This is a genomic window from Bradyrhizobium sp. LLZ17 (assembly GCF_041200145.1).
In the GTDB taxonomy this organism is placed as follows: Bacteria; Pseudomonadota; Alphaproteobacteria; order Rhizobiales; family Xanthobacteraceae; genus Bradyrhizobium.
Genome location: NZ_CP165734.1, coordinates 5,100,007 through 5,115,165, shown reverse-complemented (window position 1 = coordinate 5,115,165; position 15,159 = coordinate 5,100,007). Strand labels below are relative to the sequence as shown.

At 62.0% G+C, this 15,159-nt stretch carries 15 protein-coding genes; 3 read left to right on the top strand and 12 right to left on the bottom strand.

Going from position 1 to position 15,159, the window contains the following annotated elements; translation table 11 throughout:
* Nucleotides 1-86: 86 nt before the first annotated feature.
* The 4 genes from AB8Z38_RS24675 to AB8Z38_RS24660 all read right to left on the bottom strand — a co-directional run bounded on the left by AB8Z38_RS24675 (nucleotide 87) and on the right by AB8Z38_RS24660 (nucleotide 2,786).
* Complete coding sequence (locus AB8Z38_RS24675; protein WP_369720360.1) at nucleotides 87-824, bottom strand: DUF899 domain-containing protein; 738 nt, start codon at nucleotides 822-824, stop codon at nucleotides 87-89.
* A 22-nt stretch (nucleotides 825-846) separates the two neighbouring features.
* On the bottom strand, nucleotides 847-1,224 hold the full coding sequence (locus AB8Z38_RS24670; RefSeq protein ID WP_369726593.1) for an SRPBCC domain-containing protein: 378 nt from the start codon (nucleotides 1,222-1,224) through the stop codon (nucleotides 847-849).
* Nucleotides 1,148-1,585, bottom strand: a complete 438-nt coding sequence (locus tag AB8Z38_RS24665; protein WP_369720359.1) for an ArsR/SmtB family transcription factor — start codon at nucleotides 1,583-1,585, stop codon at nucleotides 1,148-1,150. The genes AB8Z38_RS24670 and AB8Z38_RS24665 overlap by 77 nt, the downstream gene beginning before the upstream one ends.
* A gap of 226 nt (nucleotides 1,586-1,811) precedes the next feature.
* Nucleotides 1,812-2,786, bottom strand: coding sequence for a Bug family tripartite tricarboxylate transporter substrate binding protein (locus AB8Z38_RS24660; protein WP_369720358.1), 975 nt, complete (start codon nucleotides 2,784-2,786; stop codon nucleotides 1,812-1,814).
* Nucleotides 2,787-3,067: 281 nt separating this feature from the next.
* Here AB8Z38_RS24660 and AB8Z38_RS24655 point away from each other — a divergent pair, with 281 nt between their 5' ends.
* A complete protein-coding gene (locus AB8Z38_RS24655) occupies nucleotides 3,068-4,648 on the top strand; it encodes an AMP-binding protein (RefSeq protein ID WP_369720357.1) in 1,581 nt (526 codons plus the stop codon).
* A gap of 93 nt (nucleotides 4,649-4,741) precedes the next feature.
* On the opposite strand, the gene AB8Z38_RS24650 is transcribed toward AB8Z38_RS24655, so the two are convergent.
* The 3 genes from AB8Z38_RS24650 to AB8Z38_RS24640 all read right to left on the bottom strand — a co-directional run bounded on the left by AB8Z38_RS24650 (nucleotide 4,742) and on the right by AB8Z38_RS24640 (nucleotide 9,035).
* Nucleotides 4,742-5,836, bottom strand: a complete 1,095-nt coding sequence (locus tag AB8Z38_RS24650; protein ID WP_369720356.1) for an HD-GYP domain-containing protein — start codon at nucleotides 5,834-5,836, stop codon at nucleotides 4,742-4,744.
* Between the two features lie 416 nt (nucleotides 5,837-6,252).
* Nucleotides 6,253-8,547, bottom strand: a complete 2,295-nt coding sequence (locus AB8Z38_RS24645) for a molybdopterin cofactor-binding domain-containing protein (RefSeq protein ID WP_369720355.1) — start codon at nucleotides 8,545-8,547, stop codon at nucleotides 6,253-6,255.
* Nucleotides 8,544-9,035, bottom strand: coding sequence for a (2Fe-2S)-binding protein (locus AB8Z38_RS24640; protein ID WP_369720354.1), 492 nt, complete (start codon nucleotides 9,033-9,035; stop codon nucleotides 8,544-8,546). Before AB8Z38_RS24640 ends, AB8Z38_RS24645 begins: the two co-directional genes overlap by 4 nt.
* A gap of 1,320 nt (nucleotides 9,036-10,355) precedes the next feature.
* On the opposite strand from AB8Z38_RS24640, the gene AB8Z38_RS24635 reads away from it, so the two are divergent.
* Nucleotides 10,356-11,024 (top strand): exonuclease domain-containing protein, encoded by a 669-nt coding sequence (locus AB8Z38_RS24635; RefSeq protein ID WP_369720353.1) that lies wholly within the window; start codon nucleotides 10,356-10,358, stop codon nucleotides 11,022-11,024.
* On the opposite strand, the gene AB8Z38_RS24630 is transcribed toward AB8Z38_RS24635, so the two are convergent.
* A complete protein-coding gene (locus AB8Z38_RS24630; protein ID WP_369720352.1) occupies nucleotides 10,980-11,273 on the bottom strand; it encodes a hypothetical protein in 294 nt (97 codons plus the stop codon). The genes AB8Z38_RS24635 and AB8Z38_RS24630 overlap by 45 nt on opposite strands.
* An 80-nt stretch (nucleotides 11,274-11,353) precedes the next feature.
* Nucleotides 11,354-11,950 carry a hypothetical protein gene (locus AB8Z38_RS24625; RefSeq protein WP_369720351.1) on the bottom strand — a complete coding sequence of 199 codons (597 nt, stop codon included), beginning with the start codon at nucleotides 11,948-11,950 and terminating at the stop codon, nucleotides 11,354-11,356.
* 159 nt (nucleotides 11,951-12,109) lie between these two features.
* Here AB8Z38_RS24625 and AB8Z38_RS24620 point away from each other — a divergent pair, with 159 nt between their 5' ends.
* Nucleotides 12,110-12,391, top strand: a complete 282-nt coding sequence (locus AB8Z38_RS24620) for a hypothetical protein (protein ID WP_369720350.1) — start codon at nucleotides 12,110-12,112, stop codon at nucleotides 12,389-12,391.
* A gap of 2 nt (nucleotides 12,392-12,393) precedes the next feature.
* Here the strand turns inward: AB8Z38_RS24620 and AB8Z38_RS24615 are convergent, their stop codons facing one another.
* From AB8Z38_RS24615 to tcmP, 3 genes are read right to left on the bottom strand one after another with little or no spacing between them, the layout of a single operon-like run.
* The gene (locus AB8Z38_RS24615) at nucleotides 12,394-12,828 is read right to left on the bottom strand and encodes a hypothetical protein (RefSeq protein WP_369720349.1); all 435 of its coding nucleotides are present in this window, start codon (nucleotides 12,826-12,828) and stop codon (nucleotides 12,394-12,396) included.
* A 50-nt stretch (nucleotides 12,829-12,878) separates the two neighbouring features.
* The gene (locus AB8Z38_RS24610; protein ID WP_369720348.1) at nucleotides 12,879-13,631 is read right to left on the bottom strand and encodes a DUF5131 family protein; all 753 of its coding nucleotides are present in this window, start codon (nucleotides 13,629-13,631) and stop codon (nucleotides 12,879-12,881) included.
* Nucleotides 13,632-13,641: 10 nt separating this feature from the next.
* Nucleotides 13,642-14,475: a three-Cys-motif partner protein TcmP gene (gene tcmP / locus AB8Z38_RS24605; RefSeq protein ID WP_369720347.1), complete on the bottom strand. Its 834-nt coding sequence runs from the start codon at nucleotides 14,473-14,475 to the stop codon at nucleotides 13,642-13,644.
* Nucleotides 14,476-15,159: the final 684 nt, after the last annotated feature.

The window sequence follows — 15,159 nt, the reverse complement described above, 5'->3', positions numbered from 1 at the left end:
TTCCATCACTGCTTTCTCAGAGTACTGGATCGCCCGATCAAGTCGGGCGATGACAGCGTGCGTATAGACCCAGCGTACCCAACAGCTCACCCGTGGCAGCACGCCCCCTTCGCTGCCTGCGGCTGGTACTCGTCGCGCAGGCGGACCCAGTCCATCGGATAGGGCAAACCGTCCTCGTGACGACCGAGCGGCGTGAGGTCGAGATATTGATAGGCGGCGTTCATCATGTCGATGCCCCGGGCAAAGCAGGAATAGGTGTGAAAGATTTCGCCGGCCTCAGTGCGATAGAACACGCTGATGCCCGGCAGCTCGGGGCCATAGAAGGGCGTGGCGCCGAAATTGTATCTCGGCACGCCCTTGTCGATCTGCGCCTGCGTGAACGAGACTTCGTAGTCGTAGTTGAAGCCGTTGTGGCCTGAGGAGACCCAGTCGAAGCTCCAGCCCATTCGCGCCTTGAAAGCTTCGAGCTTCGTGACCGGCGCCAGCGAGATGGCGACCATGCTGGTGTCGCGCGCGGCCAGATGCGGCACCATGCGGTCGAAGCCGTCGACCCAGAACGAGCAGCTCTTGCAGGCCGCCTCCCAGTCGGGCGTGAACATCACATGCTGGACCACCAGCTGCGGGCGGCCCTTGAAGAGATCGCCGAGCGTAACCTTGCCGTTCGGCCCGTCGAACACATAATTCTTGTCGACCTTCACCCAAGGCAACGCGCGGCGCTCCGCGACGAGGCGCTCGCGCGCCTGGGAGAGCTCCTTCTCGTGCGCCAGATGCGCTTTGCGGGCTACGAGCCATTGCTCGCGCGAGACGATCTGATGTTGCAGCATCGTGTCCTCCTGTTGGCAGGGATCAGGCGACGAAGGCCTCGAGCTTGTCGAAGAACGAGCTCCAGCCGCGCTGATGATTGTCGCGCGCGGTCTCGTCGAAGAACTGGGCGTGATGGAAGATCATCAAGGTGCCGGCACTGTCCGGCTTCAGCGTGATCGTCACCAGCGATTCCCGTTCCGGCGTCGAGTGCCAGGCCCAGGTGAAGACGAGCCGCTCGTTCGGCACGACCTCGCGGTAGCTCCCGCCGGCCTGGAAGTATTCGCCGTCGTCACGGGTGAAGCTGATGCGGTAGCGGCCGCCCGTGCGCACATCGAGCTCGGCCTCAAGCGATGCCGGCTTCATGTTCGGTGGGCCGAACCACTGCGCTAGATGCTCGGCTTGCGTCCAGGCGGCGTAGATTTTTCCGGCCGCGCGCGGAGCCGGCGCTTGAGCGTGAGGCTTGGACGTTCGGCTGGGCGTTCGGCGCTGCGCGGATCGGTGTTGAGGGCTGCGTTGGCCATGGGTCTTTCTCCACAAAAGCGGCGAGGCGGTCGAAATTGTCGGACCAAAATTGCGCATAGCGATTGAGCCAGTTCATTGCCTGCTTCATCGGTCGCGCGGTGAGCCGGCAGGCGACCGTGCGCCCGGTCTTCTCCCGCACGATCAGGCCGGCATCCGTGAGCACATCGAGATGCTTCATGATCGCGGGCAGCGAGATCGGGAACGGCGCTGCCAGCTCGCTCACCGAGAGGCTTTCCTGCTCGCCGAGCCGTGCAAGCATTGCACGCCTCGTCGCGTCAGACAGCGCCGCGAAAGTCTGGTCCAGCGTCTCGTCTTTATACTTAACCATAAGGTTTAGTATAAGCTCGAAGGCGGGAACGTCAAGCAGAAAACCGCAGGCGCAGGTTTGCACGACCGCGTGATCAGCCGACGATCAGTGTGGAGCGGGGGCGCAAGAAAAAGCCCTGCCATGCGGCAGGGCTTCGTTCCCGGTCATCACACCATCGCTACTCGACCTTGAGGCCGGCGAACTCCACGACCTTCTTCCACTTCTCGGTCTCGGCCTTGATGTCCTCGCCGAACGCCTCCGGTGTCTGCACCAGCGGATCGCCGCCGAGCTCGACCAGGCGCTTGGTCATGTCGGGGTCCTTCATGAGCGTGTTGATCTCGTTGTTGAGCCTGGCGATCATGTCCTTGGGCATGTTCTTCGGCGCACCCATGCCGAACAATGCGCTCGCCTCATAGTCCTTTACGGTCTCACCGATGGCAGGCACGTCGGGCAGTTGCGGCGAGCGTTGCGCCGTGGTGACGCCGAGCGCGCGCAGCGAGCCGGAACGGATGTGCTGGATGATCGAGGGCATGTTGTCGAAGATGACCTGCACCTGGCCGCCGAGCATGTCGGTGATCGCGGGCGCCGCACCGCGATAGGGCACGTGCTGCATCTTGCAGCCGGTCATTGCCATGAACATCTCGCCGGACAGATGCACCGAGGTGCCGTTGCCGGACGAGGCCATGTTCACCTTGCCGGGATTGGCCTTCACGTAGTCGATGAACTCGGCGACGGTCTTCGCCGGCACGTCGTTATTGACGGTCATCACGTTCGGCACGCGCTGGAACGAGGCGATCGGCGCGATGTCGCGCACGAAGTTGAACTTGAGGTTGGTGTAGAGCGTGGCGTTGGTGTAATTGGCCGGATTGACCAGCAACACCGTGTAGCCGTCGGGCTCGGCGTTCACGACGGATTCGGTGCCGATATTGTTGCCGGCGCCCGGCTTGTTCTCGATCACGAATTGCTGGCCGAGCCGTTCCGACAGCCGCTGGCCGATCAGCCGCGCCAGAATATCGGTGGCACCGCCCGGCGGATAGCCGACGACGAACTTCACCGGCCGGGTCGGATAATCCGCGGCAAAGGCCTTCGACAGCGGCGAGGCTGCGAGCGGAGTGGCGGCGAGCAGGCTCAGCGCGGTACGGCGGTTGATCATCTCAAGGGTTCTCCCGAATTGTTGTTCTTGAAAGCCGGATAGCCGGAAGGTGGCGTCCGCGGCTTGTAACAAGGCGGACCGCACGCGGAAAGTCCGCAACGAACATGGCGACGAAAGGATAAAGCATGACGGTCAGCCGGACCCGTACGGCAGCCCGATCGAGATTTCGTCGTACCAGGACTGAGGCGCGGTGAGAGCATTTGCTCCCCGCGCCGTCCGGTGGCAGAAAGACTCCCGATAACGAAAGCGGCCCCCGCGAAACAGGCTGCACGGGAGGACAGATGCCGAATTCGCAAACCCCGGCTGGAATCGTAGGCCCGTTCGCAGGGCTCGACGTGCCCTGGCTGCTCAAGATGCGCGCCGAAATGCGCAGCTCACATCCGTTCCTGGTCTGGGCGCCGTTCGACGCACCGGCGCGACGCTGGAGCTATGGCGAGTTTCACGACCGGGTCGGCGCTCTGGCAGCAGGGCTCGCCAGACGCGGCGTCAAGCCCGGCGAGTACGTGCTCATTCATCTGGACAATTGCATCGAGGCGATGCTGGCCTGGTTTGCCTGCGTCGAACTCGGCGCCGTCGCGGTGACCACCAACACGCGCTCGGCGCCCGCCGAGATGGCGTATTTTGCGGATCATTGTGGTGCGGTCGCCGCGATCACCCAGCCGGCCTATGCCGAGATCGTCGCAACACACTGCCGCAATTTGCGCTGGATGGCGGTGACCGCGCACGACGCGGGAGCAGCGCCTGCGCAAACGGTCGCGCACGGCGACAGCTTCGACGCTCTGTTTGCCGACAGCGCCGACCGGCCGCGGCGCGCCACCGACCCGCTCGCGCCATGCAGCGTGCAATACACCTCGGGCACGACATCGCGGCCGAAAGCAGTGCTCTGGACCCACGCCAACGCGTTGTGGGGCGCCAAGGTCAACGCCGCGCACGAGGATCTGCACGCGGGCGATGTGCACCAGACCTATCTGCCGCTGTTCCACACCAATGCGCTGGCCTATTCCATGCTGGCGACGCTGTGGGTCGGCGCCACTTGCGTGATCCAGCCGCGCTTCTCCGCAAGCCGGTTCTGGCGCGTGGCGCGCGAGCACGGCGCGACCTGGACCTCGACCATTCCGTTCTGCATGAAGGCGCTGCTCGAGCAGGAGATCCCGACGGACCACAAATTCCGCCTGTGGGGCACGGCCGTCAACGAGCCGCCGGGGTTCGCTGCCTTCGGCGTCAAGATCATCGGCTGGTGGGGCATGACCGAGACCATCACACACGGCATCGTCGGCGAGATCGACCAGCCCAACATGCCGATGTCGATCGGCCGCGCCGCGCCGGAATATCAAATCCGCATCACCGATGATGACGGCCGGCCGACCGCAATCGGCGACACCGGAAATCTCGCGATCAAGGGCATTCCCGGCCTGTCGCTGTTCGCCGAATATCTGCACAACGAAACGGCGACGCGCGAGAGCTTTGACGAGCACGGCTTCTTTGTCACCGGCGACCGCGTCACGCTGCTGGAGAACGGCTTCATCAGGTTCGGTGACCGCGCCAAGGACATGCTGAAGGTCGGCGGCGAGAACGTCGCGGCCTCAGAGATCGAGCAGGTCATCGCGGTCGTTCCCGGCGTGCGCGAGGCCGCCGTGGTGGCGAAGAAGCATCCGATGCTGGACGAGGTCCCGGTCGTCTTCATCATCCCGCACGACGGCGTCGCGGGCGCAGCGCCCGATCTGCATGATCGCGTGATGGCGGCCTGCCGCAAAGGCCTCGCCGACTTCAAGGTGCCGCGCGAGATCAGGTTGGTCGACGATATGCCGCGATCCACGCTGGAGAAGGTGGCGAAGGCGGAGCTGCGAAAGATGCTGGGGTGAATATTCTGTCGTTCCGGGGCGGCGCGAAGCACCGAACGCGGAACCTCGAGATTCCGGGTTCTCGCTTTCCGCGCGCCCCGGAATGACTCTAAATCAAAACGATCCCAGCGCCACGGGGCGGAACGCCTGCAACAGCTGCTGGTCGAGCTTGGCGCCCATGCCTTCCATCATCGTGAAGGCGCGGGAGTGGGTGAAGGGCATGCGATAGGCGCGCTTCTCCACCAGCGCGGCGTAGATGTCGACGATGGTGGTGACCCGCACGATATCGCTGATCTGGTTCGACAAGAGCCCGTTGGGATAGCCGGAGCCGTCGAGAAATTCGTGGTGGTGCAGAACCACGTCCAGCATCTCCGGTGGGAAGCCGCCCTGGGCTGCGAGCGCGTCATAGCCGCGGCGCGGATGCTGGCGGACCTCGTCCATCTCCTCGTCGCTGAGCTTGCCCGGCTTGTCGAGCAGCGCGGAGGGGACAAAGGCCTTGCCGACGTCGTGCAACAGCGCGGCGCGGGTCAGCCGGCGCTGGTCGTCCTCGCGCATGCCGAGATGCTGAGCGAAGGAGACCGCAAAGCCGGTGACGAACAGGCAGTGACGATAGCTGCCGACATGGTGGCAGCCGACGGCGGTGAGCCATTCGCGCAGCGACGAATGCTTGATCGCCTTCAAGATCTTGCTCTCGGCGGCGATCACGTCATCGAAAGTCAGAGGCACGCCGAGCGGCAGCTTCTCGAACATCTTCTTGAGCACCGCATGCGCCGCTTCGACGCCGCGGTTGAGCGTCTTGCCGCGATCGGTCGCGTCATAGGTCGCCGTGTCGGGAAACGCAGCACGGATACGCTGCAGAATCGCCTCGGCCTGGAGCGGCCGCGAGATGGTGTCGGTGGCGCCCAGCGCCCAGGCCTGCATGGTGCCGTGATGAAGCGCGTCGGCGAGCACGAACAGCCGCGGCATCGAACGATAGGCATCGCCGCGCAGCTTGTTGCGCACCCGCTGCACGCTCTCGGGCGAGCGCAGGTTGATGTCGACCACGAGGCCGGAGAGCTCTCGCGAGGGCTGATCGGGAATGGCGTCAGTCGTGACCGTCGCGACATCGCCGACCGTCTTCAGGATGCTGGCAAGCTCAGTGCTCTCGTCGCTCCGGTCGGAGGCGAGCAGCAGCCGGCGTTTGGCGGCGGGTTTGGCTGAGGCGTTCATGGCTTCCCCAAAAGCACGGGACTGTATTGGGCGTCAGCCTATGCCGGATCAGGTTCTCCGGCCCTTAAGAGGCGTGCTCAAGGAAACCCTGACGACTTGCGCTCAATTTGACGGATTGGCTCCCGCAGCGGGTCCCATCAAAAAAAACTCGAAAACAACCCCATGCACAGTAGAATGGTCGTTGATAACAAAGGGGAATTTAGGCGCTCCGTGCGTTCCACCCACCGCCGTCATCGCCCGGCTTGACCGGGCGATCCAGTACTCCGAGACGGTGCGGCTAGAACCGAGAAGCCGCAGTGTACTGGATGCCCCGCTTTCGCGGAGCATGACAGCGAGACCGCAGAGACGCCGACCAAAACAAATCCGCCGGAGGTTGCCCTCCGGCGGATCATATCACGTCACAATCGCAGCCGGCCTTACGCCTTCATGGCGCCCTTCACGGCTTCGGCCGTGATCGGCAGCGCGCGGACGCGGGCGCCGGAGGCGTTGAAGATGGCGTTGCCGATCGCCGGAGCGATCACCGTCACCGCCGGTTCGCCGACGCCGGTGGCCTTTTCGCCATTGGCGATTACGGCAATCGCGACCTCGGGCACCTGGCTCATGCGCAAGGGCGTGTAGCTGTCGAAGTTGGTCTGCTCGATGCCACCGTCCTTCAACGTCGCCTTCTCGTACAGCGCCAGCGACAGCCCCCACATCGCCGCGCCCTCGACTTGGGCGCGGATGTTGTCGGGGTGCACTTGCGTGCCGACGTCGGTTGCGACCGTGAGCTTCTTCACGGTCACCTCGCCTGACGGCGCGACGGCAACGTGGGCGACGCAGGCGGTCCAGCTTGCCGTCGCACGTTCCTGCGACGAGACGCAGGCAACGCCCATGCCCTCGCCTTTCGGCAGTTGCTTGGTGCCGTAGCCGGCAAGCCCCATCGCGGCCAGCAGCGTGTTGCGCAGCCGCTGCGCGCCGCCGTCGTTCTTGCCGGCGCCGTCGAGCAGCGAGATGCGGAACTGCGCCGGGTCCTTGCCGGTCGCAACCGCGATCTCGTCGATCATGCTTTCGACCGCCCAGAACGTCCAGCCCGGCGCCACCGAACGGAGCTGACCGGACGGGGTGGCGTTGTGCGCCATCTCGTTCTTGATCGCCCGCACAGTATGGTTGGGCACGGTGTAGAAGAAGTCCGACCCGTTCACCGTGAAGGCATCGAGCGGGCCCTTCTTGTCGACCGACGGCGACAGGAAGTCCGGGATGCCCCAACGTTGCGTCGGCCAGGCCGAGACCACGTCATGGCTCAGCGCGACGAGCTTGCCGTCGCCGTCCACGCCGGCCTTGACCTTTTGATAGGTGAGCGGACGCGAGAAATCCATCGTCATGTCGTTCTCGCGCGTATAGATCACCTTCACCGGCTTGCCGACCGCCTTCGCCGCCTGCACCGCCGGCACCATCATGTCGGCATCGAGCCTGCGGCCGAAGCCGCCGCCGAGCCACATCTGGTGCATCACCACGAACTTCGGATCGATCCCGGCGGCACCGGCCGCGATCGCACCCGAGCGCGTCGCAAACTGGTTGCCGGAATAGATGTGGAGGATGTCGCCCTTGAACTCCGCGGTGGCGTTCATCGGCTCCATCGGCGCGTGGATGTTGATGCTGGTGGTGTACTCCGCTTCCAGCACCTTTGCGGCCGAACCGAACGCTGCCGCGGGATCGCCGTCCTTGACGAAGAACTGACCGGAATCGTCCAGCTTCTGAAGCCGCTTGGCCTCGTCCAGCAGCGACTGGCTCGAGGCCTTTGCGTTCGGACCGCCGTCATAGCTGATCTTGAGCGCCGCAGCCGCCTTCTTGGCATTGGCGTAGGTGCCAGCCACCGCAACGACCCAGCCGGAGGTCGTCTGGGTCTTGTCGTCGAGGATGACGGCCTTGATGAAGCCCGGCACGTTCTTCGCCGCGCTGTCGTCGACTGATTTCACCGTGGCGCCAAAGCGCACCGGCGGCGTCACCAGCGCGCCATAGGCCATGCCCGGCAACATCACGTCGATGCCGTATTTGGCCGTGCCGTTGGTCTTGGAGGGGATATCAAGCTGCGGCACCGACACACCGATCATGGTGTATTGATCCGGCGTCTTCAGCTTGATCGCCTTGAGCTCGTCCGGCGTAAAGGTCTTGGTCGCCTTGCCGCTCTTGACGATGTCGGCGAACGACATCGACTTCTTCGATTTCGGATGCGTGACCATGGACTCACGCACGACCAGCTGATCCTTGAAGTAGGGCGGCAAGCCCATAGCGGCTGCGGCCGCTTCCGTCAGCGCCATGCGCCCGGCCGCACCGGCCCGGCTCATCGCGTCGAAATTCATCATGGTCGACCAGCTTCCGCCGGTGATCTGCGCTCCCAGCACGGGGTCGTTGAATTTCGGATCGTTGGAGGCAAGCGACACGCGCATGTCGCTCCATTTCGCACCCAGCTCTTCGCAGACGATCTGCGCCATGGTGGAGGCGATGTGCTGGCCCATGTCGGCCTTGCCACAGGTCACGGTGACGAGGCCGTCCGGCCCGATCGCATACCAGACGCTCGGCTCGAAATTGGCGGGCGCGGCGGCGAGCGCTTCACCGACGCCGGGCACGCCGGCGTAGCCGAGCACGAGGCCGGTGGCGGCGGTGCCGACCAGGAAGGAGCGGCGGCTGAGATCGGTCGCCTCAGGCGTGATGTTGTTCACGTGCTTGTTCATGTGGGCCTCCGCTCGTTGCCGGCGGCGGATGCAGTGCGCATCTCGGTTGCGGCGCGCATGATTGCCTTCTGGATCCGCGAATAGGTCATGCAACGGCAGAGATTGCCGTCCATATGGGCCACGACTTCTTCCTTGGTCGGATTGGCGTTCTTCGCCAGCAGCGAGGCCGCCTGCATGATCTGCCCGGACTGGCAGTAGCCGCATTGCGGCACCTGCTCGGCGATCCACGCCTTCTGGAGCGGGTGATCACCCTTGGCGGAGAGGCCTTCGATGGTGGTGATCTTCTTGCCGGCGACATCGCCGATCATGGTCTGGCACGAGCGCACGGCTTCGCCGTTGACGTGCACGGTGCAGGCACCGCACAGGCCGGCGCCGCAGCCGAACTTCGTGCCGGTCATCTGCAATTGTTCGCGGATAGCCCAAAGGAGCGGCGTGTCGTTTGCCGCATCTACGGACAGACTCCGCCCGTTGATGGTGAGCGTTGGCATAGGCGTCTTCCCCTGCCGGTGCATGAAGCCGCTTACGGCGGCAACTTGAGTGACCGACGCCCACCGGGCCGGCGTCGGACTTGCGCGCAAGAATGATCGCGTTCTCGCGCGGAGGCAAATGCAATTTGGAACCGATCGAAACAAAACACGTCGCGTACTTGTTGTGCGTTGCGACAACAGCGCTGACCTTAGCCACTGAACGTAACAGCAAGCACGTTGTGCATGCATATCATCGCTGTAAGGCGGTTTCTTGTAGGTAACTTAGCGGACTGAATTATGATGAGTGAGGTGAAGGTAACCGCCGACGCGAACGCCCCTTCTCCCCTTGTGGGAGAGTGAGGCTCTATGTAACCTATTGAGAGAGCAAGGAAAACCGAAACCGGTGTCCCAATAGTGTCCCTCCCACAGGGTTTCCTGCGCGTGGGCTTTTGCAGGGACCGGGGATAGCGCGTGCGAGCGTCGAGCGTATCACGACACGCACGATCGCATAGAGGCGCACTACGGTGCATCCCTGACGATGCATGATCAATCGCAAAGCGTCGTCCGCGCATCATCGAGCTCAGGTGCGATAGGAGCGGTCCCACCGGCAGCATCCTTTGCATCGCAAATCGCTTCTGGGACTTCATGCCTCTCAGGCGAGATCAGAAGTTGTTTCCGCATTTCGGCGAGGCAAGCGCGGCAGTATTCGCGGTACAGGAGGTCGAATATGGCGGGCATGATCCAACCTCGTTGTTCGAGTTGATCTGCACCATCAGTTCGAGACTACCCATTTATCTTGGGGTCCAAGATGTGAACAAGATCACACCCGATTTCCTTTTTGCGCCCAAAATGCTCACTTTTCGGTTGCAAGCGCGGGAGTATGCCGACCAAAATTGGTCTCAGACAACGGGGCGGGGTTGAACCATGGAAGGATTAATAGCGCTTGCCTTTGGCGCTACTGTATCGTGCATCATCTTTCTGATCCTTATCGCACTCAAACGGCAGTCCTCGCTGGACCATGCCGAGGGAAAGCCCTCAAAGTCCGACCCGCTCACGCCCCCACGCGGGCATGCGACAGCGAGCCCTTCGACCCCTCCGACGAAAATAGAAGCGCCTCCAAGCACCGCTCGGTCGCCGTCAACATCCGCTCCGCCCGCGTCCTCATGCGTTGGTACGGCAGAGTGCGCATCGCCACAGCCATCGCCCTTGTTGGAGACAAAGGCTCCTCCGATCTCCGTGCCCAAGCGGAGCCAGCCCGAGCGCCCCGCTGTTCCAGCTTGGCACGCGTGGTCTCTCCCGGCTTCTGACCTGAAAATAACTCCGCCAGTCACTCCAAAATGTGTGACTTTTTTTGATGTCGAAACTACGGGCCTAAACACCAGCGACCGGATCATCACGCTCGCTGCGATCAAGCTGCTGAACCCGGAGACATGCGCAACCCGGATAGAAGCCGAGTTCATGCATTTGATCTTTGATCCCGGGAGAAAGAGCCACCCGAAAGCCGAAGCCGTCCACGGTTATTCGGACTGGGTGCTACGGCATCAGGACACATTTGATGTCCACGCCGAAACTATTCAGAAGTTCTTCAATTCTTCGGACCTTTTGGTGGCGCACAACGCCGAATTTGATCTGGCTTTTTATAACAGAGAAATGGAGCGCACCGGCAGATCGCCGTTTGCAAATGAAACATTCTGCACCATGACCGCGTTTCGGCAGCGTGGCCTTCCGGGAAGCGCTTCTCTAGGCGCAGTTTGTCACAGAATGGGCATCGCGCGAGCAAGCGGACAGCACGGAGCCCTCGAAGATACATGGCTCGCGCTGCGCGTATATCTGTGGCTCAAGAATGTCCCCTTTTCGGCTCCACTCCCACCCGAATTCCAAAAAGGGCCTTCCAATCTAAGACCTGCACCGCAGCTACCAGTGGGTCCCTTGCCGCGTCGTCGGCGAAAACGAACAGCCAGCCCTTCAGCCGTAATTGGAGAACTCGGTGACGGCTCTACGGTCATTTAGGCTGCCGCGCAATGACGTTTCCACTGCGTCTTTTGACGCAGTTGTTGTGCGCAGGGTAGCTTTTGCCGTCAGCGCCAGTGACGCGGGCATCAGGTGATAAATTCTTATCACCTTGCCTTTTGGCGTGCCGCACTGATCGTTGGCTGACATGCGTGTCGCTTTGGCAAGATCGCGCGCGGACTTGTTCGCATTCGCCGGGTCGGCGACGACCTTCGCGGCGAAGTCGGCGGCGCGGATATGTTCCAACACCACAGCCGCAGCCCCATGTCGAACCTCGCAGCCACATCTTTCGCCGAGAGCCGGGTTGACCCGGTGATGCCATCAGCTGGTTAAGCCTTGTCCTCGTAGTTCTCACGCTTCCGGTGGGTGAGTTTGTAGTCTGGAGTGGGCAAACCAAGCGGTATGTACAGATAGCTGACGACCAGCGACGGGACGCCACGGCTTGCGATTTCAATCAGCCTGCCGTGATCTGGATTGTCCCTAATATCCTGTGTGACGTGAGCAATGCCTTTGTTCGTAATCTGAAACACCGCGAGCAGCGCCTTCTCGGCTTCCTCCTTGCCCCCATCATAGCGACCGAGAGCGGTGTCGGGAGTGACCATCGACAGATGATGGCCGCTCGCGTTTGAAAAATGCTCAATGCCTATGTCGCTGGGTCGGCGTCCCTTGATGTTCACAATGCGGTCGCTTTTGTTTGCGGTCAGCCCAAGAAACTCCAGGAGCGCGCGACAATGAACTAAGCCGACCTCGATGGCTGGATTGGTGAAGGCGTACAGGTTGCCCTCGACCTGCAACTTGCCATCTACGTGGATTTCCAGAGGCGGCGGATGCGGCCATCTCGCCGCCAAGCGCGTGGCCAAAATGAGCGTATCAATGGCCTGCATCCGATATGGGATGATTTCGTTCAGCAAGCGATCAAGGTTCATTGCAAATATCTTTTTGGCAAAAGGGCATGGCGCCCTCGTCAGGGCCGACAAAGAGGAAAGCGCAGACCGCTGGCAACAGACCATCACGGTTTATCCCCGCGTTTCTCAGCCTCCGTTGTGTCCGACACGCCATCGACCGCAATCTGTAGCGGCTTGCCGATGCCGGGGCTGCTGCGCTTTCAATGCGTGATGCCCAAGATCACCCGCCGCTTATACCCGGAACGCCAAGATTGCTGGCACGTTTATTTCGGCGATGTCCATGTCGGCACCATCGTGCGCCGCGTGGGCCACCCGAGCGATCAAGACCCATGGCAATGGCTGTGCGGCTTCTATCCCGGGTCAAACCCCGGCGAACAGACTGGCGGCACCGCGCCGAACCTTCGATCAAGCGCGCCCCCGCGCATGAAATTCACGCAAGCCGGAGCGGACCTGTTCGCGTAGGATCATTGAGCGGAAGCAGCTTCTCGGAAGATGGCATTGAGACGCTTGCCGAGCCTCCGCCCCAGAACGGCACAGTCCTTCTCGTCAACGGTGTTGTAGGCAAGTCTTATCTCAACGTCGTTGCCTGCACTGCCTTCTTGGCCACTCACCGACGTGCCGAACACAACCGATACTCCCGCGCCGCAGGACAGAACCCACGGGCTGTTCGATGAAAGCACAAACGAAAAGAATTTGCCGATGATCGGATCGCGGATGATGACTACTCCATCCTGCGCGCGAACCCCCTCGGTGAGGCGTCGTTCGAGTTCTGCGGTGGCGCGATTTATGTCGCGCATTAGGTCAGCATCGGCCTTCATCTGGTTTTCGGCTTCCGAAGAATGCTTTGACGCCAGCTCCTTCTCGCCGCAAGCACTTAGGCCAACGAGCAGGACCGGCAACAAACAAGCAATTAGAAATAATCTCGATACCATCGGTCTGCCCTCGCGGCTCAGGACATCGCGGCGGCGCGCGGCATCTCATCGAACGTGCGCCCGCGATAGTGCCTGCCGGTACTCTTCTTGCGAACGCCGCCCCACTGCTTGAAGAAAAACGCCGTCCTCGCCTTGCGGCACGCGGCTTCAATCTCCGCGACCCACTGCTCAGCCATCGGTCGCGAACGCGGGCCGCTCTCACCGCCGACGATGGCCCAATGGATGCCGGTCAGATCGGCGCGAGCCACCGACCCGAGCAATGGCTCGAACGAAACAAACCTGACGGCAGCATCGACCTTGCGCAGATCGTCAATGCGCCCGAGATAGTCGGCGCTCTCGACGCTGGTCCCGAGCCACACGTTCGGTAGCACGGGAAGCGAAGCGGTGATGTCCGCCATCCGATCCGGTCGCTTCGTCAAAATCTGATAGGTGTGCTGCGGCGTTGCTTGCATCGCGCGCCAGACCGCCGCGACGAACTCGGCTGGCACGGCTTCGTGAAACAGGTCCGACATCGAGTTCACGAAAATCCGGCGCGCCTTCTTCCAGCTTGCCGGGATGCAGAGCGCGGCGTGATCGAGCCTGACCTTGCCCGTCCAGACCGTGCGTTTGCCGCTCTTGCGTGTAAGGCCGCGATATTTCTTCATTCCCATCGCATCGAGCCGCGCCGCCATCCGCATGGCGTAGCAGTTCGTGCAGCCGGGCGAGATGACGGTGCAGCCCGCGACCGGGTTCCACGTCGCGTCGGTCCATTCGATCGAGGTGTCAGCCATCTCTGTCCCCTTAAAAAAGCGATCCTTGTCCGCTCAAATTTTGTACGTCATTCCACAGCTTCTGTCCGAGCGGATTTGAACTCAGGAACACCAGCCAGTAGAGCCGCTGGTTCTTCTCGCCGACGATCAGCGGGATGCCCGTCGCGGGGTTCGACCCCAGCGACCGGATCATCCCGAGCCAATAGTCGATGAACGCGGCCCGCAGGGCAGCCGTCGCTTGGTTCACGTCCACGACATCGCGCCATCCCGGCGCAAAGATGTCGAGCGATCGACCGACGCGCGAGTGGATATCGAGATTGCGCTGCAAATCCTGCACGCTGACGTGGATAATCATGTCCATCCGCTTCACCCGCAACATTCGCTCTATGATCGCAAACGGCAGTTGCGCCAGATTGAACGGATCAAGGAACGCAAGGTGAAGGCCGTGCGGATTGATCGCGCTCATGACCTGATCGACCACGACACTTGCATCGCCGACATAGCTTGTCGCCGATCCGCCCAGCGCCGTGATGCGCTGCGCGAGCGCGGCTGAGTTCTGCTCCTCCAGATCGGACAGGTGCATTGCGGAGAACGGACGACCGCTCGCTTGACCAGCCTTGAACGCTACCACTGCGCTGCCGTCGATGATCTGATTTGTGCCGCTGATCAGCGATCGGCCCGCGCCCGAATACAATTCGATGTAGCTCGCGCCGCCCGTGCCCTGCGGTCGCAAGAACCGCGCGCGTGCGCCGTGTGACGCCTGAATATATTTTCGCAGCCGCTCGTGCTTTTCAATCGCCCACGACCCGACCTCGCCGATGATCAGGTCGTCGTCGGGATCGAATTTAGGTGTCTTTTTGGCCATTGGTGTTGCCTCCGCCGGAGCAATATCACACCGCCGCAGGTTGAGGGTTAACGCACAGGCACTTTCTCGCAGATTGAATGCGCGTCGCGCGCAGCTCTATCCTCCAGCCATGATCCAGCGGCGGCGTCCCTCCGGCTTCATCGAACCGTGTCAGCCGTTCGACGGTGGCGCGATTGCCGACCGGCACGCTTTGGGTCCACGAAATCAGTGCACCGTGAGCGCGAGGAGCAATGGCATCGATAACGGCGTCCTGCAGCTAACGAATTGAGGCATCAACGTGCCGGAGCGGTCGATCGCCGCCATCGATACCCCGATGCAAGTCGCCACGCGGCATTCCCCGGCCCGAACTCGCCGGTCGGATCGTCGCGGATCAGCAAGTGCCGCCAGAACCTACGAAGGCGTGCCAATTCGACAATTGCTCTCATCTATATGCCGTTCCTTTTGCAAGTCTGCTTCTAGTTCTGCGACCACGGCGTGAAGCAGACACGCTGCAAACGGATCAGTGACCTCTTGCTCTAGTACTCTGTAGCGCGCGATCTTGATTTCTTGTTCTTTGAGTTGGCCCTCTGTCATGAGTTCTGCCCTCCGACAAACCGACGCAGAGGCTACCAAGTAGTTTCGCTAGAATTTTCGGATCATTTTCTATAGTTTCTAATCAGTTAAAGAACGATCCGGGACATGCGT